Raw genomic sequence first — 25442 nt, forward strand, 5'->3', positions numbered from 1 at the left:
CTCTTACAAAGTTCTGATCGCCGGAAGCCGGCGCTCCGACTTTGCGCTTTGTCACTCTTGTTTTTATATTTATCTCTCTTGAATCTGCACCATACGGTTGAACAAATTCATTACTACAGAAATTGTCAAACTGAGTGTAAGATAGGTGAGCATAATGAGTAACATAACCTCTACGGCTCTCCCTGTTTGGTTAAAAGTTGTAGAGGAAACAAAATAAATATCGGGATAGCCAATAGCGATCGCTAAACTAGAATTTTTTGTTAAATTGAGATATTGGCTTGTCAGTGGAGGAATAATTACCCGCAAAGCTTGAGGAAACACCACTAACCGCATCACTAAACCTGGTTTTAAGCCAAGCGATCGCGCTGCTTCCCATTGTCCCTTGGGTACTGATTGAATTCCTCCTCGGACAATTTCGGCAATAAATGCACCTGTATAAAAAGTCAAGCCTAATAATAATGCTGAAAACTCTGGAGATAATGTAAACCAAGGAAATTCTGCACCATTTTGACTCAGGTAGATCAACCCCCAGAGGGAAATTTTATTTTCTGTTTTGGGAAATCCAAGGAAAACCGCAAAGTACCAAAACAGCAATTGCAGCAGTAAGGGAGTATTCCGAAAAATTTCCACATAAACTAAAGCAATATTCCTCACTAGCCAATTATCAGAGAGCCTAGCAATTCCTGCACTAACTCCAACAATTGTTGTCAGGAAAATTCCAGCGATCGCTATTCGCAATGAGTTAATTAATCCTACCCACAAGGCGCGGCTATAAGTATCAGTTGGTTTGTAGCTAATTGGCGTTTCACCAATATCAAAAGATGCTTGTTGCTTAAGAAAATCAAACCCAAACTTAATACCTAGTTGCTGCAAATTGCGGTTTAGGTTGCTCCAGAGGATTATGACTACAACTACTGCTAAAAATACAGCGAGAAATTGTCCTGAAATACGCCAAAATCGGCGATCGCGCCATAACAATTTTAGATTTGTCATTGGTCATTGGTCATTAGTTATTTCTCCCACACTCTCCACACTTCCTTGTTCCCTGCTTCCCCCATCATCCCTAATCAACGAAACGGTGGAGAATAGAGCAATCCACCTTTTGACCAGAGTTGATTTTGGCCGCGTGCTAGATTGAGTTTTGTCTTTGGGCCAAGATTGCGATCGTAAACTTCACTATAGTTACCAACATGCTTAATTATTCTGGCTGCAAAGTCGTTTGTTAAGCCGAGTCCTTCACCGAGGTTGCCCTCTGTTCCTAAAAATCGCTTAATGTCTGGGTCGTTACTGGTGGCAAATTGTGCCAAATTCTGGGAATTAATGCCTAATTCTTCAGCTTTTACCAGAGAGTAAACTACCCAATTTACAGTATCAGCCCACTTAGTATCTCCTTTGGCGACTGCTGGTGCTAGTGGTTCCGAAGAAATAACTTCATCAAGAATCACGTTATCTTCAGCTTTGGGTAAAATCGAACGCCGAGAAACTAACGCTGAACGGTCAGCTGTAATTCCATCGCAACGTCCTTCAGCATAAGTAGCAAAGGTAATGTTTACGTCTTCAAAAACAACTGGTTTGTAAGTAATACCCCGTTTGCGCATTTGGTCTGCTAAGTTTTGCTCGGTAGTAGTACCCGTTTGAACACAAATGGCTTTGTCTTTGAGATCTGCTAGAGTTTTGACGTTACTATTTTTACGAACCATGATGGCTTGACCATCATAAAAAACAACAGGTGCAAATTCCAAGCCGACTGATGTTGTGCGGCTAAGTGTCCATGTAGTGTTGCGGCTGAGAATATCTACTTCCCCAGTTTGCAAAGCTGTAAACCGTTCTTTGGAGTTGAGATTGCGAAATTCTACTGCATCTGGATTGTCAAACAGAGCAGCTGCTACAGCGCGACAAACATCTACATCGATACCGCTGTATTTACCGTCAGTTCCGACAAAGCTAAACCCTGGTACTTCGCCACTCACACCACAAATTAACTGACCACGGTTTTTTACTGTATCCCAGCGATTTTTAATTCCTTGTGGTGCTGAGGTGCTAGATGTATTAGCAGTATTTCCTGACTCGCCACTACAAGCAGTAATGGCAAATATTAGGGGTGCGATCGCTAAAATTAACGCTGATTTACGCATAATTATTAAATGGGCATTCACCAGGCAAAAATGTGTTTACTACTACAATTTCTCTGTGAAATTAGGTAGATGTTTGTAATATAAAACTTTTTGTGACTCTGTGTTAAAGTTCTTTGCCTAAACATCAAATGTAAAGGTTTTACTTGTTTTTCAAACTGCTTCAGATCTATTAAAGATGTATTTCTAAAACCCGTAGCTGCCAAAGAAATATTATTTATTACTGTCTAATTGCTTTATTTTTTTAATCTATTTTTTATACTAATTTATACAAAAACGCTATTTATATTTGTCAATAAACAACTTAATTAAAGCATTAGTATTTCTTACCATATACATCATTAAAAAATTGGGTTTTCTCGAAACTTCTAGTTTAAATATTGCGAATTTTTAATTAAAATCAGGGAATCAAGTTAAATCTAAAATCAATTTATCCAGAGCTAAGGAACCTAACCTACGAGCTAAAACGATATCAAAAGCTGATACTATAGGTTGTTTATAGATACCCCAACCAAGTTTCCCTCACTGTAGGGAATTTTGAATTCCACACAACTTTACTAGGTTGGCTAATAAACAAGAGCTGAATTACATACTTCTATGAAAACAGAAGTACGGCATTAACCTAAGCATCTGCCACTAGCAGGTTAAACTAGTTTTGGTAACAGCTGCTCCACCGTTCCTTATGAGGCTTTTATGGGAGCTAATCTGAAACAAATTGCTAAGTACTTAGACAACCTTGGTTGGGAATATCGTTTTGATGACGAAGAAGATCGGATAGTTACAGGTGTGGAAGCCGATCACCTAGAAGACTTCCTGATAGTGGTGCAATTGGATGAGGAGGGAAAATTTTTTCGCGTGTTTGCTCCTCAAGTTCTGGCAGGAGTTCAAGAGCATCCTCATAAGGGAGCTATCCTACAGACAATGCTGGCTATTTCTTGGGAAACCAAGATGCTGCAATGGGAGTACGATCCATCTGATGGTGAAATCCGTGCCATTATTGAGTTTCCCTTAGAAGACTCGATTCTTACGGAAAAACAATTTAACCGTTGTTTAAGCGGGTTAATTCAGATTGTAGACAGCATAGCGATGCCACGCCTCAAAGAGGTAATGGAAACAGGTCACGATCCAGGGAATATAGAACTAGGGGAAAGACTGTTACTGAGTATTCAAGAAGAAGCTCCGGGATTGCTAGAAATTCTAGAAAAAGCAATGGAAGCGAGGAAGAAGCGAGGAAGTTTTCCCAACGAGTGAGGCGGATTATCACTTAAATAGCTATACTCCAAAGTGATACCCTCACTATATACTGAATTTTTCTAGGGCTGGATTTTATGACATCCTATGCAACCTCCTCTGCCAAAGCGGAAATGAGTGAACTTCGGCGGTTGAAAGGCTTACTACCGCCAGAATTGCAGAGCTGGGTCACGGTTGAAGGCACAACTGAGGTCAATCCACCCCTGATCCGTAGCGAAGAGATTGGTAAAGACCAGGTAGAAATCCAAATTGACTTGGTGAAATGGGATACTCTGGCAATGGATCAGCGTAATCTGCTGTTTTGGCACGAAGTCGCCCGCATTCAAAATGACACAATTCCCAAAGATGGTTGGGAAATGGCAGCACTGGCTATTGGTTTAGGTGGTGCTGTAGGTGAGTTGTGGGTACAGGATGGATTGTTACTGGTTTTAGCGTTAGCACTTTGTGGTGTTTCCGGCTGGCGGTTATACCAAAAAAATAATGGCGAAAAGCAACTCAAAGAATTAGTAGATGCTGACGAGAAAGCGATCGCTCTGGCTACTCGTTTTGGTTATAGTCTCCCTAACGCCTACAAGAGTCTGGGTAGTGCCCTAAAAACCTTAATCGACAACACTCCTAGCAAGCGCCAGCGCTCTAGATATGAAGCTAGGCTCTCGGCTCTCAAACGCAGTGCTAATAAGGCAAAAGGTAAATCTAAAACTGTAGATGAAGGTGGATTTTAATCATTGCTGAGTTTTAAGTAACGAGTACGGAGTCAATTACACTCAGCACTCGCTACTTTTTAAAGCTGGTTTAACATTTTATGAGTTTGAGGCACAACACGGACGTGCGGCACAAACTTTTTCATCAAAGCTTGCCACTTCAAAACCTGGTCTGGAGAAGGGGCAAGTATAGATTTTGCCGTCAATTTTTCGGAATCAGCCAAAGGTGTAACAGGTTGTAAAAACACTGGAATCTCAGGACTAACGGCTGCTACTAATAAAGCCGCACGTTCCAACTCAGTTGGGTCTGTTGTTTGCGAAACAATTATCTTGATAAAAACATTTAAATGTGAATCGTGACATAATTTCAAACATTCGGCGTGTTCTTGCCAATAGCTTTCACCGCTAACGCTCGGTAGCTTGAAATCCATACCTACAGAGTCTAAGTAAGGCAGAATTATTGCTAACTGTTCTGGGCGATGGCCTCCAGTTTCTAGATATATGGGTAAATTGGTGATATCTCGCACTTGCGGGAGAAATAGTGCTAAAAATGGAGCGTGAAGCAGGGGTTCGCCACCAGTTAAGCTAATGCTATCGTGTAGGGAAGGTAAATTTTGCCGTTCCACCCATTCTAATAAAATGGGCAGTGGGACAGGGTTGGAGTGTACTTCAAAATCTCGTAAGCCAGGGGTTCGCTCTATCTTACAGGTTGAGGGTGCATTCCAAGTATGGGCACTATCGCAAAAGTGGCAGCGTAAGTCACACAAAGCAAAGCGAACAAAAATCTGACGTGTCCCAACATTCAGTCCTTCCCCTTGAATGGCAGAAAAGACCTCTATCAGGCGTGCAGTAGGTTTAACCGTAGTTTTAGCAGTCATGGGATGATATCAACGCGATCGCGCCGCGTCTTCACAAAAGCAAGTAAGTTTTTTTAGCTCTTGTTCTATTGTGAATCGTCGCAGGCAATCTACCACCTCTCCCAATTCACTAGCAATTAGTCCTGATTCCTCCTAATTGTAGATGAGGATAGGTAATTACATGATCACAAATTAATGTTGTTTGGCAGCTTACATTTACACGGCAACTAAAGTGCAGAGCTTCATGACTAGCCAACCAAAAGAGGTCGTTCCAGTTACTTCTTTACATGAAACAGCAATAGTGGAGGTTCCGGCTCGGTTGAGCGTGCTTGAGGCCGTGAGCTTTAAGCAAACTTGCCAAGGGTTAATCCAGGCAAATGCACAACTTAAGCAAATAATTATTGACTTTCACCAAACTACCTTTATGGATAGTAGTGGTTTAGGTGCCCTGGTCAGTAATTTCAAAACCGCCAAGGAAAAACAAATATTATTTATCCTACGTAATGTAAATCCTCCGGTAATGGCAGTCCTAAACCTCACTGGATTGGATCGCGTTTTTCCGATTGAATCATCTGAAATTCTACCGCAAAAAGAACAACACGATCCCACAGCTGCTCAAGTATCTTTTGCGCGTAAGGTTGAGCCGCTACCTACTACTCATCCTTCTGTGGCGTCTTGGATGAAACGCTCGATCGATATTGTTGGGGCATTGGTGGGTTTGGTAATTACAGGAATTTTACTAATTCCGATTGCGATCGCGATTCAAATTGACGATCCCGGCCCGATTTTCTTTAGCCAAACCCGCTGTGGTTGGATGGGAAAACGTTTTGAGATTTGGAAATTTCGCTCTATGTGTGTGGATGCAGAAGCTAAAAAATCTCAAGTGCAAAACCAAGTCCAAGGTGCTTTCTTCAAGAATGAGAGCGATCCCAGAGTCACGCGAGTAGGTCGCTTTTTACGGCGTACTAGTCTAGACGAATTGCCACAATTTTGGAACGTTCTCCAAGGGGATATGAGTTTAGTTGGTACTCGACCACCCACGCCTGATGAAGTAGAACGCTATGAAGTTCCAGAATGGCAGCGTTTGGATGTTAGACCTGGGATGACTGGCGAATGGCAAGTAAATGGAAGGTCAAAAGTAAGAAGTTTTGAAGATGTAATTCGTTTGGATTTGCAGTATCAAAAAAATTGGAGTTTACTGTACGATTTCAAGCTAATTTTCAAAACTATACTCATTCTATTTCATAAGAACAGTGGTGCAGTTTAGCCGATTAACTTCATTTTTAATTTGTCACTAAATTGTAAATTCCACAATTAATTAATGCGTGCGTCTCAGTTACATTTTTCTGGGGCGCACATCTTTTTTAATCTGAAAAAAGCTTATGAAAATTACTAGGGGTTAAGGGTCAAGAGTCAAGAGGAGCCACTGACGGGGACGCAGGGGAGCCAGTCCGTTGCGGAGGTTCCCTCCGTTGTAGGAACTGGCGTGGTCTCCCCAAGGGGAGCAAGTGGCGTTCAAAAGTCCACAGTGAAGAAGGCAATAAGCAAGAGTTATTATTTCTTCCTTGTCTTTCTTGTCTTTCTTGTCTTCCCTCCCTTTTCCTCCTCAACCCCTTCCCTAAACTCTATTTAACGTCTAACAATTCCACATCAAAAATTAAGGTAGCGTTAGGTGGAATTACACCACCAGCACCACGAGCGCCATAACCCAATTCAGGTGGGATAATTAACTGACGACGACCGCCGACTTTCATAGTGCTAAGTCCTTCGTCCCAGCCTTTGATAACTTGTCCAACGCCAAGTGTAAAGTCAAAAGGACGGTTGCGATCGCGCGAACTATCAAACTTAGTACCATCTTCCAGAGTACCGGTGTAGTGAACCACAACCTTTTGTCCGGTTTGAGGAGTCGCCCCAGTCCCCTCTTTGATTTCAACGTATTTTAATCCAGAGGGGGTAGTTACGGCATTGGCGTCAGACATAGTATTGCTCGCAATCAAAGTATTGTTTTCAGTAATAGTAGTGGGGACTGCTGTAGGTTGAGTGAAATTAGCAGCAATGGCAGAGTCCTGTTTACTACCAACTTGCGCTAATACCAAAACCACAACACATACCAGCATTAACCCAACGCTGAGTAAAATTGCTTTCAAAATTAATCCTCCCTACTTAGGTAGTTTGGCACAGTATGACCAACAGGACACAAATTAGTTTAAATCACAAAGGATGCCCTAACGCCAAAGCTTATTTTCTAAATCCCGCACTTGACGCTCTAAACGGTCAATTCTCCCCCGCAGTTCGTCTACCTCTGACTGACGAGCTACCCCTAAATCCTGCATCATATTGCGCATTTGCCGTTGCATTTGAGCTTCCCAAGTTCCCTGCTCCGATCGCAACTGCTGTACAATATCATCCATCACAGCTTTTGCTTGCTCAGGGTTAAGCTTGCCATCCTTAACCAATTCATCACTGACTTGGCGTAGTTTGTCTGCTACCAAAGACGTTGTGCCAATACCAAGCATCAATAACTGCTGCATCCAATTGTTATTATCCATACTACCTTCCTCTTACTTATTTCAAACCAGCCAACCCTTGCTCTTGAGTGTATGCAATCAAGCTATGCTAAAAGCGTAGTTATTCTAGCCTACAACTCTATTTTGGCAAATTGGCAAATACAAGGAATGGCAAGGTGTGGTTATAGAATTGCTGAAATTTAAAATTTCTGCCGAAATGCAGAAAACGTATGTACAAAAGGATGCGGAAATTTGGACAACTGCCCTTGCTCAGTATCCTGGGTTTCTAGGTAAAGAAGTTTGGCTCAATCCTCACGACTCTACAGAAATTATCTTTGTGATTCGTTGGGCAACAAAAGAGCATTGGCAAGCCATACCTTTTGCAGAATTAGAAGCTGTTGAACAAAACTTTGCCGCAGCCTTGGGAGATACTTATAAGTTGGTGGAGTCAGCAGAGTATCAAGTACAGACTGAGTTCAGCTCCTTTGTCAAGCTTTGAGGTTAAGATTCGCATAACCAGTAAGAAGAGGGTGACTGCAACTTTACCAAAATCCTATTCTGCCAAAGTTATGAAAAAAAGGGGTACAAAATTCTTGTACCCCTACTGTGCATAATTGCAAAAACTGACAGATTACAAGTGTTGCTTCATCGAAATCTCACTACGGTTATACGAAAATGGCAGAACCAGATAATGGTAAGAATGCATCTGCTATTACTGAGTCCTTACCACTAGTGCTCACAACCAAATCTAAGAGTCCGTTACCGTTGGGGTCAATTAGCGGTTTGTCGACAAAGTTAGGTAAGGTTCCAATGATTCTTTCGCTGGTCACTGAGGTCAGCGATGCAAATTGTCCGCCGATGGAGACCTGAGTATTTCCTAAATTCCCAAAGTTCTTACCACCAATTACAAATGTATTACCACCGATTGCTGGCGCTCTCCAAGGGAAGATATCCCACACAGCAGGATTCGTTCCGACGGATGAATCGTTAGGCATGGCGACTGTAATAGAGTTGCTAGTTAAATCGATACCAACTATCGCACCTCCGGGGCCTGCGAGAACATCCAAACCATCTGCAACGGGAAAATCAGCATTTAGGACTGTAGTTTTTTGTACTTTTGTGCCATCTGCCGATAAGGTGACGCTATAGAGTTTACCATCCCATTTTTGGGTAATTAAATTACCTCGTAATTGGTTTTGGAATGTTGTTGCACGATACTCATCAATCCCATTGGTTGAAGACTCGAAAGTTGTTAGCGGAGCAGTATATACCCCTGGAATACTTGGGTCAGTTGGTGCATAGTAAACATTTTGACGAGTGTCAGTAATTCCCCGATTGCGGTTGGGATGACCGTAGTATTCACCTGCTTTCACCAAATTTAGCTCATCGGGAGCAGAATAATACTCCGGTGTGGGTTTTTGAGTGTTAGGCCCGGTAGAGATATCTCCAAAGTTGGCGTTAGCACCATTGTCTGTTGTATAAAATAAGCCTTTGGTCGTGAAGACAGCATCAAAGGGATTACGAAATCCACTAGCGTATACAGATACATCTACACCAGGCTTGACCTTAGCAATATCTCCAAATGCCTGACTGTCTGCTGGATTAAAGGTTAATCCACTGGGTATTTGATAACCAGGTGGTAGAGGATTTGGTAGCTCGTATTTAATCTGGCCATTAAAGTTGGGTTTTGTAATGTCGGCAACGAGGATAGCAGCTGAGAAAGGAGACTCTGGAATACCACCTATATTTTCATTAGTAACACCTGCATTAGTATTACCACCAACATTAATGTATAGCTTGCCTTGGTTATCAAAGGTTAAAGCATTAATTCCATGATCGTGGTTAGAAACTGGTAGCCCTGTTACCAAAGGTTTCAGTGTGGAAAAATTCGTTCCTTCCAATATTGAAACTTGACCGCTATAAGGAGAAAGCTCAGTTTTAGGAAAGCCTTGTCCACCATTAGCATATAGCTTACTATGAGCAACGTAGATACTTGGTGAACCAGACTTATCATAAGGGTTAAAAGCAATCCCTAGGATTTGGCTATTTTCTAAATTCTTGATCGTGTTGATCGTTTGGACGTCAGTAACGTTGTAGTTCTGATCGAAGGTGTATGCTTTGATTTCACCACTGTAAGTACCCACGTAAAGCCTACCATCTGGTCCCCAAGCTCCTACAGTAGGTTGACTAATCGAGTCTACTACTGTTTTCTTGGTGAAGTTGACGGCAACGATATCATTATCAACGACGTCAACAGCGAGATTGGGAACGCTGAGATTTTTGTAGTTGTTATCTGTAGTCGTGATGGTGTGAGTAATATTAACTGTTTGAGCACCCTGTACTACTTTATCGTCAACCGCATTGATGGTAACTGTTTGGGGAACATTCCAGTTACTAGCATTAAAGGTCAGGCTGGTTTTATTTGCGTTCAACCGATTGCCTGTCACCACATTAATTGTCACATCAGATGTGGGTTGTGTATTGAGAACTAGCGAGTAGCTATCACCAGCGCCTCCTTCAAAGACTTCAGTTCTGCCCTGGGTTTGTTGCAAAATTACTTGAGGCCCAGTCACTGGAATGACTTCTATACCTGTAATTGAAGCGTTATCAACACTGGCTACTAAATCAATGTTGAGTATGCCATCCGTCACAATTTGGGTAGGAGCAGATAGAATCAGGGCAGAATTATTGCCTGAGTAGAAAGCATTTTTAGATTTGGCATAAATATCTACATTATCAAAAACTTTCTGACCTTCTAAAGAGACATCAAAAAGCCTTTGATTATAGTTAGTCCAGTAAATTTCTGCAAAGTGTAGGTTGACAGCATAGTTACCGTTCGCTACCGGAATCTGGTAAGACAAGTTTTTACCATAACGCTCAGTTTGATATACTGCGTCGTCGTCGGTTTTACCAATCGGTTCAGTAGTGGAATATACATCGCTAGTTCCTACGAAATACTTATCTGCGCTCCATACCTGACCTTTGGTATCAGTATAAGATTTAGTTGCACCTGTATCGATGCGAATGGCTTTTGTAGTAGAACCACCATCGTTATCAGTAATAGTGACTGGAAGAGCCGCAACAGCAAGGTTATTGTATTTGGGATCGCTACTGCTAACAGTGTGAGTAATATTGACGGTTTGAGTGCTTTCAACAGCAGTATCATCAACGGCTGTGACAGTTACGGTTTGGGCAGTATTCCAGTTAGTTGGGGTGAAGGTAAGGGTGGTTTTATCAAAACTCAGTTGATTACCAGGTGCAGAGACGGTAATGGTGACGTTACTTGTAGGTGCAGAACTGAGAACTAACGAGTAAGTATCAGTATTGCCGCCTTCTGTGACTGCTGTATTACCATCAGTCTGTTGCACATTTACTTGTGCAGTAGGAGTTGTGGTTCCGGGAATGATTTCAATTGCCGCCAGTTTGGCATTATCGGCGCTGGCTAAGAAATCTAAGTTCAGTGTGCCATCAGTGACTTTGACATTGAAGGACTTATCCAAAGCGATGTTTTTGCCGCCTGCTTGGGCAAAAATATCAAAGTCATCGATCAGTAGCTGATTTTCTGCACTCAAATCAAACAGGCGCTGACCTGCGGCATCCCAATAGATTTCGGCAAACTTCAGATTAACTGTGTAGTCACCGTTGCTGACTGGGATCGCATACTTAAGATTATTTAGCCATCGTTCTGTTTGATAAAGAGGGTCATCGTTGGTGTTGGCGATCGCGGCTGTTGTAGAGTAAAGATTACCGCCTGAAAAATATTGATCTGCTAACCACAGATTACCTTTGGTATCAGTATAAGTGCCACCACCGACATTAATCCGAATGGCTTTTGCAGTAGAACCACCATCGTTATCGGTAATAGTGACTGGAAGAGCCGCAACAGCGAGTTTGTCGTATTTGGGATCGCTACTGCTAACAGTGTGAGTAATATTGACAGTTTGTAGGTCTTCGACAGCAGTATCATCAACGGCTGTGACAGTTACAGTTTGGGCTTTATCCCAGTTAGTTGGGGTGAAGGTGAGGGTGGTTTTATCAAAACTCAGTTGATTACCAGGTGCAGAGACGGTAATGGTGACGTTACTTGTAGGTGCAGAACTGAGAACTAACGAGTAAGTATCAGTATTGCCGCCTTCTGTGACTGCTGTATTACCATCAGTCTGTTGCACATTTACTTGTGCAGTAGGAGTTGTGGTGACGGGAATGATTTCAATCGCCGCCAGTTTGGCATTATCGGCGCTGGCTAAGAAATCTAAGTTCAGTGTGCCATCAGTGACTTTGACATTGAAGGACTTGTCCAAAGCGATGTTTTTGCCGCCTGCTTGGGCAAAAATATCAAAGTCATCGATCAGTAGCTGATTTTCTGCGCTGACATCAAATAGGCGCTGACCTGTGCCATCCCAATAGATTTCAGCAAACTTCAGATTAACTGTGTAGTTGCCGTTGCTGACTGGGATCGCATACTTAAGATTATTTAGCCATCGTTCTGTTTGATAAAGAGGGTCATCGTCGGTGTTGGCGATCGCGGCTGTTGTGGAGTAGAGATTACCACCAATAAAATATTGATCTGCTAACCACAGATTACCTAGAACATCGGTGTAAGACTTATCTGCACCTGCATCAATGCGAATTATTCCTGGTGTTGCCATAGGTGTTAGTGTTGGTGTAGTTTCATTGCGAATTACTGTCACCGCCATAGAGGTAACAGTAAGATTGTGTGCTTGTTATTTGTACTGCTAATGATGCGAGTAATATTGACTATTAAAGTCAATATCTTGTGATTTAAGGAATTTGTAGAAAGCAAAGCTTCACTATTTACTGTAAAGTTCTTCGCTACAACATCCCCACTATTCCAGAGATTCGACAAACCAAGTCTTTCAACATACTAAAATTGCTGTCAATTATAAACCTGGTTATTTTCTGCCTTGTAGCCGAATTATTAGTAATTTTAAAAGAATCTGAATTATAGCTGTTTGTCTTGGCGATCCTCCCTGAGCTAATCACAAAAGAGCTATTAGCAATCATGCTTTTTTATATGTACAAATAATAGCCTACTCAATTTCACTGAAAATATGAACTTTACACAAGAGTTTTTATAAACTTTTGATATTTTTTCCTTAAACATTAAATTAAGAATTTTTCACTTTATATGAATTAAATATTAATAAATTTTTGATGAAGGAATATATGGAATTTGCTAGGATTGCTTGAACTTTATATAAAAAATATTTAAGTATATGATGAAGTTGCGATTTTCTGGTTAATTTTGAAGGAAAACGATCGCAACCTGTTGGATTCCGGCAATTCTGTATAAAGACAAGGAACAGGAACAAGGAAAAAAGGAAAGAAGTTAGATAGGTATTTTTTCCAGAATTAAGCAGAATTCATCTAGCAAACAACAATATTTGATTTCTCAGTTGAATAAATCTCAAGACAATACCTGATTCTCAAACGGTTTCCTCATCAGAGAGGATACAATTGAGCTGCTATGCTCAGGGGAGAAATTCTAGAGAATCTGATTTACTTCGCAAAAAATCGTTGTCAGCAGAAATGAAGGCTAACACAACCTTCAACAACGATGTCTGCGATTAGCTTGGCGATAATACTGGGTGTAGCCCTAATTTTTCGAGATGGTATGAGTGCAGAATGCGATCGCGCCTGTCAATTACAGTAAGCTGTTTGAGGGCGTTTTTCACAATCTACTATGGCAACGATTAACGACAACTACCTCAAGCTAAAAGCAGGCTATCTGTTTCCGGAGATTGCCCGGCGGGTAAATGCCTTTGCTGAAGCCAATCCTGATGCTAAAATCATTCGCCTGGGTATTGGCGATGTTACAGAACCTTTACCAGAAGCTTGCCGCACAGCGATGATTAAAGCTGTAGAAGAAATGGGCGATCGCGCTACCTTCAAAGGCTATGGCCCAGAACAAGGTTATGCTTGGTTACGGGAGAAAATTGCAGCGCAAGATTTTCAAGCAAGGGGGGCTGATATCGACGCTTCGGAAATCTTTATCTCCGACGGTTCCAAGTGCGATACCGGGAATATTCTGGAAATCTTTGGACACGATAATGCGATCGCGGTGACAGATCCGGTTTATCCTGTCTATGTAGACACCAATGTTATGGCAGGCAACACAGGCAACGCTAACGATAAAGGCGAGTTTGCCGACTTAGTCTATTTACCCATTACCGCAGAAAACTACTTTACCGCAGAGATTCCTCAAGAGAAAGTCGATTTAATTTATCTTTGCTTCCCCAATAACCCTACTGGTGCCACTGCAAGCAAAGAACATCTAAAAGCATGGGTAGACTATGCTAGAGCTAATAACTCGATTATCTTCTTTGACGCTGCTTACGAAGCTTATATCACCGATCCCGATATTCCTCATTCTATATATGAGATTGAAGGTGCAAGAGAAGTAGCGATCGAGTTTCGTTCTTTCTCCAAAAATGCAGGCTTTACAGGAACTCGCTGTGCCTTAACCGTCGTACCCAAGACACTAAAAGCCAAAGCCGCAGATGGTTCCGATGTCGAACTGTGGAAGTTGTGGAATCGTCGTCAGTCCACCAAGTTTAATGGTGTATCTTATATCGTACAACGGGGTGCAGAAGCAGTTTACTCTCCAGAAGGGCAAGCGCAAATTAAAGCATTGGTGAGTTTCTATTTAGAAAACGCCAAAATTATTCGCGAAAAACTAACAGCTGCTGGGTTAGCTGTATATGGTGGCGTCAACGCACCTTACGTTTGGGTGAAAACTCCCAATGGGTTATCGAGTTGGGAATTCTTTGATAAGCTGCTGCAAACTGTCAACGTAGTGGGAACCCCTGGTTCTGGTTTCGGTGCTGCGGGTGAAGGTTACTTCCGTATTTCCGCGTTTAATAGCCGGGAGAATGTAGAAGAGGCAATGCAGAGAATTACAACTCGCTTGTCTTTATAGACTAATACCATTTCACGTTAATCATGATACAAATACGTTGGTATGGGCAATGCCGTGCCCTACGAAAAATTTATCTGTATCAAGGTTTTCGTGAATTGGTACGAGCGATCGCTTTCAATATCGCGTTAAATAATAACCACAAGGAATTTGGTATAAGCAACAGATACCTCAAAGTCGTGTTGAGGTACTTCCAAGCTGTGTTGAGGTACTTTCAAGTTGTATTGAGGTACTTCCAAGTCGTATTGAGGTACTTCCAAGTCGTGTTGAGGTACCTCAAAGTCGTGTTGAGGTACTTCCAAGTTGTGTTGAGGTACTTTCAAGTTGTATTGAGGTACTTTCAAGTTGTATTGAGGTACTTCCAAGTTGTGTTGAGGTACTGCAAAGTCGTGTTAAGGTACTTCCAAGTTGTATTGAGGTACTTCCAAGTCGTGTTAAGGTACTTCCAAGTTGTATTGAGGGCGTCCACAATCTTCCGGTACATATAATAATCTTACTGGTGCCGTGCCCCTACCTAAAAACGCTGTAAATAAAATATTCCACATTCCACCATCATGAGTGCGATCGCCTCCAAACTCATAGAGATTTCCTCACGCTTTCCTCACAATTTATTTCTAACCTCAAGATGGAGATGAGGTTAAAAAATAAGCGTTGCATAAAGGCGGGATGATTTATCTCACGCACCAGACGCAGCGAAAAGTCGGAGCGCCGGCTTCCGGCGATCTGAACTTTTCAAGACAGAGAGAATGAGAATTTTGAGATATTGCTGATAGCAAATGACTTGGAAGTGGAGGTTCAGTCAATGCTTAGGACGTTAACACCAAACACCCAGCAACAGGTGGTTTCAGTCTCAGCAGGTGAAGTCAAGTTAAAGGGCAATTTAGTTGTTCCAGATGCTGCTACAAGCATCGTTTTATTTGCTCATGGCAATGGTAGCAGTCGTCATAGTCCCCGCAATCGATATGTTGCTGAAGTTTTAGAATTATGTGGAGTAGCAACTTTGCTGATTGATTTGCTAACTCCGGAGGAGGAAGAACTCGATCTACGCACAAGGCATTTGGGTTTTGATATGCGGTTGTTAGCATCGCGGTTAGTTGGTGCTACAGATTGGTTGTTACAAAACTCAAATACTAGCCAATTAAAGATAGGTTACTTTGGAGCTAGTACCGGAGGCGGTGCGGCACTAGTTGCAGCTACAGAACGTCCAGAGGTAGTTAAGGCTGTTGTGACTCGTAGCGGACGCCTTGATTTAGCTGGTTTAGTCTTACCTCAAGTTCAAGCACCAACATTACTGATTGTAGGGGGCTACGATTTGCCAGCGATCGCTATGCATGAAGATGCACTCAAACAGTTGCAAACAACGAAACAGCTGGAGATTATTCCCAATGCTACCCATTTATTTCCCGAACCAGGGACGCTGGCACAAGCGGCGCGAGTAGCAAGTGAATGGTTTAAATGCTACTTGGCAGAAGACGCATCTCAAAACTAAAATCCAAAATTGTCTAAGATGGGCAGAAATCAGCGCGATCTCACAGCCAAACTTTACCCAGCAGCACCACCAGGAGTTGTTTTTCACGTACAGGGAGTTGCTAAAATCTACCGCATGGGTGAGGTGGAAGTTCATGCGCTACAGTCGATTGACCTTGACCTTTATGAGGGAGAATTTGTAGTACTACTGGGGCCTTCAGGTAGCGGTAAGTCAACTCTGCTGAATATTTTGGGTGGTTTGGATGTGCCATCTCAAGGTCATGTTTTCTTTCGCGATCGCGATCTGACAAATGCTAGCGAGGCAGAACTTACCCGGTTTCGGCGCGACTGTGTGGGTTTTGTCTTTCAGTTCTACAATTTAATTCCCAGCCTCACCGCTAGAGAAAATGTCATGCTGGTGACTGATATTGCCCGTCATCCGATGCGTCCGGAGCAAGCTTTGGCTTTGGTAGGATTAAGCGATCGCTTGGATCATTTTCCCGCGCAAATGTCCGGCGGCGAACAGCAACGAGTAGCGATCGCCCGCGCTATTGCCAAGCGTCCGCAGGTATTGTTATGCGATGAACCTACAGGGGCGCTGGATTTTCAAACAGGTAAATTAGTATTAGCAGCCCTAGAACAAGTTAATCACGAACTCGGTACAACAACTGTAGTAATTACTCACAATGCAGGTATCGCAGCGATGGCAGATCGAGTGGTGACAATGCGTAGCGGTCAAATTGCTCATATCCAGCAGAATCAGAAAAAGCTGGCTCCTGAGGAATTAGAGTGGTAGAAGAGGCAGAGGGAGAGGATAATTTAAACCTCTTATCTCTGTTTTACAGGCAGTTTGCTCAAGTCGGGAAACCCGCCCACGCAACTGCCCTCCTCTGTGTCTCTGTGGTTCAATAAATAACTAATGGTTCATCGCGTTAATTATTAGGGATTTGAGGAACGAACCGCAAAGTACGCGAAGTACACGAAGAAAGAGAAAGAAAAAAAGAAGTTGAAAAGTTAATTCCCTAGCGAAATTACTACTAGCTAGTGCATAGACGCATTGGTTGGCAATTCTTATGAAAGCTACTGATATCAAACTGCTACGCGACCTCTGGCATTCTCGCGGTCAAATGATTGCGATCGCTTTGGTTGTGGCTTGCGGAATTGCTGGTTTTGTCTCGATGCTGAGTGCTTACGAATCTCTGAAGCTGTCCCAAACTACTTATTACCAAGAATACCGTTTTGCGCAGGTCTTCGCCCAACTCAAACGCGCCCCCGAATCCCTGAGAACGAAAATTGAGGAAATTCCGGGAGTCGCCCAGGTACAAACTAGGGTGATAGCAGATGTTAGCCTGGATATTCCGGGAAGAAGCGAACCAGCTGTAGGTAGGTTAATTTCCATACCTGAACGTCAAACGCCAATACTCAATGACTTGTTTATCCGGCGAGGGCGTTACATCCAGCCAGAGCGAGATAATGAAGTATTAATTAGTGAAAGCTTTGCGAAAGCCCATCATTTAGATTTAGGCGATACGCTAGGCGCAGTCATTAACGGACGCTGGCAAAAGTTACAGATTGTCGGGATTGCACTTTCACCAGAGTATGTCTACGCTATCCAAGGTACAGGTGATATTTTCCCAGATAATCAGCGTTTTGGTGTTTTTTGGATGGGACGCAAAGCACTGGGAACGGCTTTTGATATGGATGGGGCGTTTAATGATGTCACTTTAACGCTGATGCGGGGTGCAATTGAGGCAGATGTAATTTTTCGCCTCGATAAATTGCTAGAAAGATATGGCGGATTTGGTGCTTACCCGCGCAAAGATCAGCTTTCTAATCGTTTTCTTTCAGAAGAAATTACCCAACTGCAAGGCACAGCAACCATAGTACCTTCAATTTTTCTGGCGATCGCAGCCTTTCTACTGCACATTTTATTATCTCGCCTCATCGCTACCCAACGAGATCAAATCGCCGTCCTCAAGGCTTTTGGTTATAACAATTTCAGCATTGGTTGGCATTACCTGAAGTTTGTCTTAGCAATTGTCTTTACAGGTGCAACCATCGGAACTGCTTTCGGCCTGTGGTTTGGTTCGGCGCTAACTCATAACTATGCCCGCTTTTTCTCCTTTCCCATTCTCCGCTATCAAGTAGGAATGGCAGCTGCGATCGGGGCAATTCTCATTAGTGGCGGTGCAGCCGTAATTGGTGCTTTCATAGCAGTAAAAAAGGCGGTTTCTCTACCTCCAGCAGAAGCCATGCGTCCCGAACCACCCGCCCATTTTCGCCCCACCATTGCCGAACGTCTGGGATTTAAGTATCTCCTATCTCCTACTGGTTTGATCGTACTGCGCAATTTAGAACGCAAACCCGTACAGGCGATTTTATCTACAGTAGGTATCGCCTTGGCTGTGGCAATTTTAGTTGTTGGTCGCTATTCTACAGATGCGATGCAACACATGATTGATGTGCAGTTCCGCAACGTCCAGCGCGAAGATGTGACAATTGTTTTCAACCAGCCGCGTCCATCGCGTGTGAGGTATGAAGTTGCTCATTTACCTGGTGTTTTACGTGCTGAAGTCTTTCGGGTAGTAGCTGCACGATTGCGATTTGAACACCGTACCTATCGCCTAGCGATTACTGGGTTAGAACCAGGGGGAGAATTGCGGCGTTTGGTAGATCGGCAATTACACACTGTCTATTTACCCCCGAATGGCGTGGTATTAACGACGAAGTTAGCAGAAATTCTCAAAGTAAAACCCGGTGATATGCTGATGGTAGAGGTGTTGGAAGGAGAAAGACCAACCCGCACCGTTGCCATAGTTGGCTTAGTAGATGAACTGATTGGTGTGGCTGCATATATGGATATCCATGCTTTAAATCAGTTGATGCGTGAAGGCGGAACTATCTCCGGCGCTTATCTCGCTGCCGATGCGTTGCAAATCGATCGCTTGTATTCTTTATTAAAACGCACGCCTGGAGTTACAGGTGTATCTGTGCGAGAAATGGCGATCGCGCGTTTTCAAGAAACTATTGCTGGTAGTCTCAGTATTTTTACAACTGTATTGGTAATTTTTGCTGGCATTATCGCTTTTGGTGTAATTTACAACGCTGCCCGCATTGCCTTATCAGAACGCAGTCGGGAATTAGCAACTTTACGGGTAATTGGTTTTACGCAAGCTGAGATTGCATTTATCCTCCTCAACGAACAAGCTGTATTGACTCTTGCAGCTATTCCCTTAGGATTTGCGATCGGATTTGGCTTGTGTGCTTTGATGTCTTTTGCTTATAACTCAGAACTTTATCGTTTTCCTTTGTATGTCACTAAAGCAACCTTTGCCTTTGCGTTTATTTTTGTTGCGATTTCGGCTGTAATTTCTGGGTTAATTGTCCGTCGTCAGCTTGTTCATTTGAATTTAGTTGCTGTCTTGAAAACTAGAGAATGAATTGCAGAAGGCAGAAGGTTTTTGAGGGATTCCCAAGCAATAACGCAGCTAATTAATTATTAGGAATAATTGCTGTGAAAGACTTAAATTTTTATTACAAAAATGAACATGATATCTATTTAATTGAAATTCGGCTAGGTAATATTAGCCAAATATTTAACTCATTCGACCCTTCGCCATTTTTAGAAAAAGACCTTGATGAAGATGCCGAATCTTATATTGTCCAATCGGTTAGTGAATTCCAACTTAAAACTCCTCTGAAACTAGTTTTTTATCTACCTAAACAGTTTCACAAAGAAGCAATACAAATTCTACCAGAAGCTATTCATAACTATTTTGATTATAAGAAAAATAATGCTGCCAGAGAACTGCGTCTGATTCTCCGCCAAGGTCGGCTTTCTTTAATGATAGGTCTGTTATTTTTAGGTGTTTGTATTAGTGTCAGCAAACTAGTTATGTTGTTAGGCGATGGGATGTTTACAAATATCCTGACAGAAGGACTTTTAATTCTTGGTTGGGTAGCAATGTGGCGACCTTTAGAAATATTTCTTTATGATTGGTGGCCGATTCATCGCGCTCAACAAGTATTTGAGAAATTAAGTTGTATGAAAATCGAAATTCGCAGTTTCTAAATAGAAATTTTTATTCTTTTATACTCATAGTTAAATTAGAAATGAGCTAGTAGATAATTTTATGAAAATCCGATTGTTTCAACAACAAGATGCAGAGCAAATAGCGCAACTATTTCACGAAACAGTACGTGAAGTTAATATTCGTGACTACTCAAGCAATCAAGTCGCAGCCTGGGCACCAGATAATCTATATTTTAGAAACTGGGCAAAAATCTGTTCGGAAAGATTTACTTACGTTGCTGACGATCGAGGTGTCATTGCAGGTTTTGGTGAATTAGAGTCAAACGGACACATAGACTGCTTCTACTGTCATAAAAATTATCAACGAATGGGTATTGGTAGTCAGATTTATGCTGCTATTGAAGCTAAAGCTGATGAATTAGGAATTAATCGCTTATACGTTGAAGCAAGTATTACCGCCAAGCCATTTTTCTGGCGCAAGGGATTCTCCATCATCAAAGAACAACAGGTAGAACGTAGAGGCGAAACTTTTATTAATTATCTAATGGAAAAGTTCTTAATTCCAAAATGACAAATTCATTCAAAAACCTTCCGCGTGACTCTGCGTTAAAAAAGTCTTCAGGCTTATGAAACTATTACCCCTACGCGACAACCCAACTCCAGAACTTAAAGAGTTAAGAAAACACCTCCCAACAATCTCACCAAAGTTGTTGATTTATTCAGCGATCGCACTGGGAACTACCATCTTAATTATCTGGGCTTTCCGTCCGGCTCCAATTGCGGTAGATACTGGGCGTGTAAGTCGCGGAGATTTGGCGGTAACGGTGAATGCAGAAGGTAAAACCAGAGTACGCGATCGCTTTGTGGTTTCGGCTCCTGTTGATGGTCGTCTAGCGCGGATTGAATTAGATGAGGGCGATACAGTTAAACCAGGAACCATAGTTGCTCGAATTGACCCTCTACCCCTGAATGCTTCAGTCAAACAAGCTTTAGCACAACTAGCTGAATGGCAAGCACAGCGCGCTGGCGTAGCCACCCAGCGACCCAAACAAGCCACCTTAGAACAGGCACAGAAGCGCATCCGGGCTGCTGAGGCATTACAGGAGCAAGCCGTCGCCAAGGTAGCGCAAGCGCAAGCAGCACTCACCCAAGCACAACGCGATCGCCAGCGCGCCGAACAACTACAATCTACAGGCGTCATCTCTCGCAAAGAACGAGAAACCGCAGAATTAAACGCAACCACCCAGTTAAAAGAATTTCAAGCAACAGAATTAGCAGCAAAAGCCGCAGCCGCAGAGGTTGAGCAAGCACGAGCCGCCCTAGCTGTACTGCAAGCACAACAAAGCGACCCAGATTATTTATTGCGAGTCTACGATGCGCGCATTGCTAATGTTGAGGCGGAACTATCCAAGCTCAAAGATGAAACAGCGCGTACTGTAATACGCTCACCCGATCGCGGTCAAGTTCTGCGGATACTGCAAAAAAGCGCTCAGTATGTCACATCTGGAACTCCGTTAATCGAGGTGGGAGATGTTTCTCGCTTGGAACTAGTAATTGATGTGCTTTCCAGCGATGCAGTCAAAATTAAGCCAGGTAATCCCATCCTTATCGATCGCGGAACCGACACTCAACCACTACGAGCAAAAGTTAGGTTATTGGAACCCTCAGCTTTTACCAAAGTTTCTGCTTTGGGGGTAGAAGAACAACGAGTCAATGCGATCGCTGATTTTGTAGACTCTCCCCATTCCTTCGGTGATGCCTACCGCGTTGATGTCAAAATCGTTATCTGGGAAGGTAACAATATCTTAAAAGTACCACTGAGTGCTTTGTTCCGCTGTGAAACATCTTGGTGTGTCTTTACAGTCAAAGATGGCAAAGCATCTCGTCATCTGGTTACAGTCGGTCATCGCAGTGACTTTGAAGGAGAAATCCAGCAAGGACTTCAGCAAAATGAAGTGGTAATTCTCCATCCCTCCGAGCAAATTAAGGAAGGTAGCCGCGTTAAGGCTAATTAGAGAATCAAGGATAAACTTCAAAAAGCATCGGCTAGCGATCGCAATGCCATAAGCCACAACCTCCCAAAAGTGTTGATCAGTAAAATTATTGAGAAGATCTAGTTAAGCTCGTTTCCCAAGGGAAAATGCCGGACGAAAAGACAAGCGTTTGATATAGTCCGATACGGCTGGATAAGAACTAAAATCTAGCTTCAGCAGGAGCGAAGCATAACTTAATAGAGATCCTACAGCTACATCAGCAACACTAAATTCATTACCCAGTAAAAAAGGTTGCTGCTCGAAAATGTTATTTAAGGGAGTTAACAAACGAGGCATTTCCCGTTCTCGATTCTCTTCCCCAAAAATTCCCGGGCCCAAAGTAGCATTAGCAAACAATACCCACTGCGACAAAATACCACGCTCCTCTGGTGAAAGTGGTGTTTTGCCATATTTATCAGCAAGATACAACAAAATTGCCCCTGATTCCCAAATCTGGAAGTCCCCATCTACTATTGCTGGAACTTTGCCCATTGGGTTAATTTTCAAATACTCAGGCTGACGATGTTCGCCTGATTGCATATCTAGGAGCACAAATTCGTAGGGAATTCCCAATTCTTCTAAATACCACTCGATGATTGACGCACGACTACGAGTACCACCGTAAAGTTTCAGCATAATACTTTAGATTCAAGAACTTTGTGAGTTTGGGAATGCTTTTTAATGTTAACTTTCGTCTTGACCAAGCTACTATTGTAGTTCTCAATTAATTGTTTTTATAACTGGGGGTAGAAATAGAGCTTTTAGGCGATCGCATTTGCTCTCGTCCGGGAACATAATTTTTACTTAATGATAATTTTAGGTAATCTAGAAAAAACCTAGGAATTTACCGTTTATTATGCCGGGAAAATTTCCCATCAAGCATCCCAATTTCCCCAGATTGGCTTGGCTTAATCTCTTGCGGATAAATACGTCGCATCAAAAACCGTACTGCTCCACTCAACAGATAAACTGTACCAGCAACCAAAATAATTGTTGCACCAGAGGAGAGGTTAAAAGCATAGGACAGCCACAGTCCCACAGTAGTGAAAAACATCCCCAATATACTTGCCAGAACCATCATCTTTCTCATCTCTTTGGCGAATTGCCCGCTAATGGCTGCGGGAATAGTTAGCAAAGCAATCACCATAATCAGTCCCACTACCCGCATCATCATGACGATTGTCAGTGCGATCGTGCACATCAGGATCAAATAAATTGCATCCACTGGCACGTTGGCGATGGTGGCAAATGTCTCGTCAAAAGAAATTGCTAGTAGCTCTTTGTAGAATAATGTTGCCAGCACAACAATGATGATGTCCAGCACCAACATGATTACTAAGTCATTCGCAGAGACGGCTAAAATACTGCCAAACAGATAGCTCATCAAATCTGCCTTGTAGCCCTCGGTTAAATCTATCAGCATAATCCCGATCGCCATACCAATCGCCCACATTACACCAATAATTGTGTCGGCGCGTTGTCGAGTTTTGCGCTGCACAATTCCCATTCCCAAAGCTGATATCAAGCTAAAAATTACTGCCCCCAAGACTGGGTTGAAGCGAAAGAAATATCCTAGTCCAATTCCGCCGTAAGCAGCATGGGCAATACCGCCACTGATAAAAACGATGCGGTTGATGACGACAAATGTCCCAATAATGCCACAAGCAACACTAACCAGCACCCCGGCTATGAGTGCGTTACGCATAAAGTCGAACTGTAACGCTTCAATCATCGCTCGATCTCCTCTATCAAATGCTGCGGGAAGACCCGATGGGGTACGCCGTGGGCAATCAAGTCTACAGGACATTGATACGCTAGCTGTAGCATTTCTGATGTAATCTGTTTTTCACCGTGATAGTACAGTCTTCGATTCAAACAACCCACAGTTTTAACACAAGAAGCGATCGCCCCAATATCATGAGAAATCATCAGAATTGTCATGTATTGATTTAGTTGTTTGAGGAGGTCATAAATATGGGTTTCGACATGGGGGTCAATCCCTGCCATCGGTTCGTCCAAGAGCAGAATTTGCGGTTCTGCTGCTAAAGCACGGGCGATATAAACCCGCTTGCGTTGCCCGCCAGACAGTTCGCCCAAAGCGCGATCGCGCAGGTGCAACATCTCTACATTACTGAGCGCTTTAGCTACATATTCGTTGTCTTTCTCGGTATAGCGTTGTAGCAATCGCCGTTTTCCTAACCTGCCCAGCAGTACCACATCCCAGACGCTAATAGGAAAAGCTCGATCGAATTCTACTGCCTGAGGTACGTAACCAAGATAACGTCGCCCTTTTTTTACGCTCATACCCATGATTCGCACCTCACCGCGCATGGGTACAAGTAGTCCCAGCAACACTTTAAAGAGAGTTGTCTTCCCACTACCATTGGGGCCTATTAGTCCGATGAAGTCTAATTCCTTCACAGAGAGATTGATATCCTCCAGCACTGGCTGATGGTCGTAACCAGCCCAGAGATCCTGAATTGAAATCACCTCTTGTTTTTCAAAGTCCGGCATATTCCCTCCATTACTGGCTATCGGCAATCATCGATTGGGGTTGATTGGTGAAAATTGCGATCGCCAACATATAGAACCTCTCCCCAACAGCCAAAACTTTCGCAAAGGTCTTGGAGATTTGACGCAAATTATTCAACCAGTCTGGTGATAATGGGTCGATTAACAATACTTGTCCGCCAATCTCTTTAGCAATTGTTTCTGCGGCTTGCTTGTTAAATTGCGGTTCAGCAAACACCACTTTGATATTCTCTTGTTTAGCCCTAGAAATTAATGCTGAAAGTTCTGCTGCACTAGGTTCCTGTCCGCCAATCTCTATCGGAATCTGCTCCAGTCCATAATCGCGGGCAAAATATCCCCACCCTGGATGGAAGACAATCAACTTGCGATACTTTGCTGCTCGGAGAGAATTACGAATCTCAGCATCCAGCCTATCAATATCTGCTAAAAAACCATTTAAATTTGTTAAATATATAGCCTGGTGTGGAGCATCCAATTTTACTAACGCACGATAAATTGTCTGTGCTTGGATTTTCACCAACTTTGGTGATAGCCAAATATGGGGATCGAGATTTTCACTTTTCTCAGTATGGGCTGTTTCTCCTGAAGACATTGGTAGCCGTTGAATACCTTGTGTTGTATCCACAATCAGCATTTTAGGATTTATCCCTTTGAATTTGCTCATCCATGCTTCTTCAAAGTCGATGCGGATACGCATATATGCTTGAGCGCGGCTCAGAGATTTGAGTTGTTCTGGCTTTGGTTCAAACGTGTGTGGTTCGGCTCCCGGAGGAACCATTACGTTTACAGTTACATACCCGTTCCCGATTCGTTCTACAAAATACTTCTGTGGCGGGATGCTCACCATAATTTGCAGCTTCTGATTGGTGTTAGAGGTGGGTGTAGAACTTTGGCTGCACCCAACCACGGGTATCACCCCAAATAAAAGCAACATAATGACGAAATACCAGCGATTGTTCAAGCGCCGCCACCTCCTTGTTGATTGCGATGTT

At 42.8% G+C, this 25442-nt stretch carries 22 protein-coding genes; 11 read left to right on the plus strand and 11 right to left on the minus strand.

The features are described from left to right. Nucleotides 1–69: 69 nt before the first annotated feature. Entirely contained in the window at nt 70–993 is a 924-nt protein-coding gene (locus AACU33_RS02300; RefSeq protein WP_096586851.1) for an amino acid ABC transporter permease, read from the minus strand. A 74-nt stretch (nt 994–1067) separates the two neighbouring features. After that, complete coding sequence (locus AACU33_RS02305) at nt 1068–2135, minus strand: amino acid ABC transporter substrate-binding protein (protein ID WP_096586852.1); 1068 nt, start codon at nt 2133–2135, stop codon at nt 1068–1070. Between the two features lie 690 nt (nt 2136–2825). On the opposite strand from AACU33_RS02305, the gene AACU33_RS02310 reads away from it, so the two are divergent. Continuing rightward, nucleotides 2826–3383 carry a hypothetical protein gene (locus AACU33_RS02310; protein WP_096586853.1) on the plus strand — a complete coding sequence of 186 codons (558 nt, stop codon included), beginning with the start codon at nt 2826–2828 and terminating at the stop codon, nt 3381–3383. 77 nt (nt 3384–3460) lie between these two features. Continuing rightward, on the plus strand, nt 3461–4105 hold the full coding sequence (locus AACU33_RS02315; protein ID WP_096586854.1) for a DUF3318 domain-containing protein: 645 nt from the start codon (nt 3461–3463) through the stop codon (nt 4103–4105). A 59-nt stretch (nt 4106–4164) separates the two neighbouring features. On the opposite strand, the gene AACU33_RS02320 is transcribed toward AACU33_RS02315, so the two are convergent. After that, nucleotides 4165–4962 carry a 7-carboxy-7-deazaguanine synthase QueE gene (locus tag AACU33_RS02320; RefSeq protein ID WP_096586855.1) on the minus strand — a complete coding sequence of 266 codons (798 nt, stop codon included), beginning with the start codon at nt 4960–4962 and terminating at the stop codon, nt 4165–4167. 223 nt (nt 4963–5185) lie between these two features. Here AACU33_RS02320 and AACU33_RS02325 point away from each other — a divergent pair, with 223 nt between their 5' ends. Continuing rightward, nucleotides 5186–6208 carry an anti-sigma factor antagonist gene (locus AACU33_RS02325; protein ID WP_339375708.1) on the plus strand — a complete coding sequence of 341 codons (1023 nt, stop codon included), beginning with the start codon at nt 5186–5188 and terminating at the stop codon, nt 6206–6208. Between the two features lie 358 nt (nt 6209–6566). Here AACU33_RS02325 and AACU33_RS02330 read toward each other — a convergent pair whose 3' ends face one another. Beyond that, a complete protein-coding gene (locus AACU33_RS02330; protein WP_096586856.1) occupies nt 6567–7088 on the minus strand; it encodes an FKBP-type peptidyl-prolyl cis-trans isomerase in 522 nt (173 codons plus the stop codon). Nucleotides 7089–7166: 78 nt separating this feature from the next. Further along, the gene (locus tag AACU33_RS02335) at nt 7167–7490 is read right to left on the minus strand and encodes a phasin family protein (RefSeq protein WP_096586857.1); all 324 of its coding nucleotides are present in this window, start codon (nt 7488–7490) and stop codon (nt 7167–7169) included. Between the two features lie 136 nt (nt 7491–7626). Between AACU33_RS02335 and AACU33_RS02340 the strand changes: the two genes are divergently transcribed. Then, complete coding sequence (locus tag AACU33_RS02340) at nt 7627–7947, plus strand: TIGR03792 family protein (RefSeq protein WP_096586858.1); 321 nt, start codon at nt 7627–7629, stop codon at nt 7945–7947. Nucleotides 7948–8113: 166 nt separating this feature from the next. Here the strand turns inward: AACU33_RS02340 and AACU33_RS02345 are convergent, their stop codons facing one another. Continuing rightward, nucleotides 8114–12145, minus strand: a complete 4032-nt coding sequence (locus AACU33_RS02345; RefSeq protein WP_096586859.1) for a malectin domain-containing carbohydrate-binding protein — start codon at nt 12143–12145, stop codon at nt 8114–8116. Nucleotides 12146–13152: 1007 nt separating this feature from the next. Here AACU33_RS02345 and AACU33_RS02350 point away from each other — a divergent pair. Then, nucleotides 13153–14388: an LL-diaminopimelate aminotransferase gene (locus AACU33_RS02350; protein ID WP_096586860.1), complete on the plus strand. Its 1236-nt coding sequence runs from the start codon at nt 13153–13155 to the stop codon at nt 14386–14388. A gap of 125 nt (nt 14389–14513) precedes the next feature. Here AACU33_RS02350 and AACU33_RS02355 read toward each other — a convergent pair whose 3' ends face one another. Further along, nucleotides 14514–14750, minus strand: a complete 237-nt coding sequence (locus AACU33_RS02355; RefSeq protein ID WP_096586861.1) for a hypothetical protein — start codon at nt 14748–14750, stop codon at nt 14514–14516. 437 nt (nt 14751–15187) lie between these two features. Between AACU33_RS02355 and AACU33_RS02360 the strand changes: the two genes are divergently transcribed. From AACU33_RS02360 to AACU33_RS02385, 6 genes are all read left to right on the plus strand, one after another. After that, nucleotides 15188–15874: a dienelactone hydrolase family protein gene (locus AACU33_RS02360; RefSeq protein ID WP_096586862.1), complete on the plus strand. Its 687-nt coding sequence runs from the start codon at nt 15188–15190 to the stop codon at nt 15872–15874. An 18-nt stretch (nt 15875–15892) separates the two neighbouring features. Continuing rightward, nucleotides 15893–16648 (plus strand): ABC transporter ATP-binding protein, encoded by a 756-nt coding sequence (locus AACU33_RS02365; protein WP_096586863.1) that lies wholly within the window; start codon nt 15893–15895, stop codon nt 16646–16648. 277 nt (nt 16649–16925) lie between these two features. Then, the gene (locus AACU33_RS02370) at nt 16926–19292 is read left to right on the plus strand and encodes an ABC transporter permease (protein WP_096586864.1); all 2367 of its coding nucleotides are present in this window, start codon (nt 16926–16928) and stop codon (nt 19290–19292) included. 74 nt (nt 19293–19366) lie between these two features. Beyond that, nucleotides 19367–19924, plus strand: coding sequence for a hypothetical protein (locus AACU33_RS02375; RefSeq protein WP_096586865.1), 558 nt, complete (start codon nt 19367–19369; stop codon nt 19922–19924). A gap of 61 nt (nt 19925–19985) precedes the next feature. Then, the gene (locus AACU33_RS02380; RefSeq protein ID WP_096586866.1) at nt 19986–20456 is read left to right on the plus strand and encodes a GNAT family N-acetyltransferase; all 471 of its coding nucleotides are present in this window, start codon (nt 19986–19988) and stop codon (nt 20454–20456) included. A 55-nt stretch (nt 20457–20511) separates the two neighbouring features. Further along, on the plus strand, nt 20512–21900 hold the full coding sequence (locus AACU33_RS02385; protein ID WP_096586867.1) for an efflux RND transporter periplasmic adaptor subunit: 1389 nt from the start codon (nt 20512–20514) through the stop codon (nt 21898–21900). 102 nt (nt 21901–22002) lie between these two features. Here AACU33_RS02385 and AACU33_RS02390 read toward each other — a convergent pair whose 3' ends face one another. The 4 genes from AACU33_RS02390 to AACU33_RS02405 all read right to left on the minus strand — a co-directional run bounded on the left by AACU33_RS02390 (nt 22003) and on the right by AACU33_RS02405 (nt 25411). Next, nucleotides 22003–22554 (minus strand): glutathione S-transferase family protein, encoded by a 552-nt coding sequence (locus AACU33_RS02390; RefSeq protein WP_096586868.1) that lies wholly within the window; start codon nt 22552–22554, stop codon nt 22003–22005. A gap of 208 nt (nt 22555–22762) precedes the next feature. Continuing rightward, nucleotides 22763–23650, minus strand: a complete 888-nt coding sequence (locus AACU33_RS02395; protein ID WP_096586869.1) for a metal ABC transporter permease — start codon at nt 23648–23650, stop codon at nt 22763–22765. Beyond that, entirely contained in the window at nt 23647–24432 is a 786-nt protein-coding gene (locus tag AACU33_RS02400; protein WP_096586870.1) for a metal ABC transporter ATP-binding protein, read from the minus strand. Before AACU33_RS02400 ends, AACU33_RS02395 begins: the two co-directional genes overlap by 4 nt. A 10-nt stretch (nt 24433–24442) precedes the next feature. Beyond that, on the minus strand, nt 24443–25411 hold the full coding sequence (locus AACU33_RS02405) for a metal ABC transporter solute-binding protein, Zn/Mn family (RefSeq protein WP_339375709.1): 969 nt from the start codon (nt 25409–25411) through the stop codon (nt 24443–24445). Between the last annotated feature and the right edge of the window lie 31 nt (nt 25412–25442).

The organism is Calothrix sp. NIES-2098 (genome assembly GCF_963875125.1).
Classification (GTDB): domain Bacteria; phylum Cyanobacteriota; class Cyanobacteriia; order Cyanobacteriales; family Nostocaceae; genus Aulosira.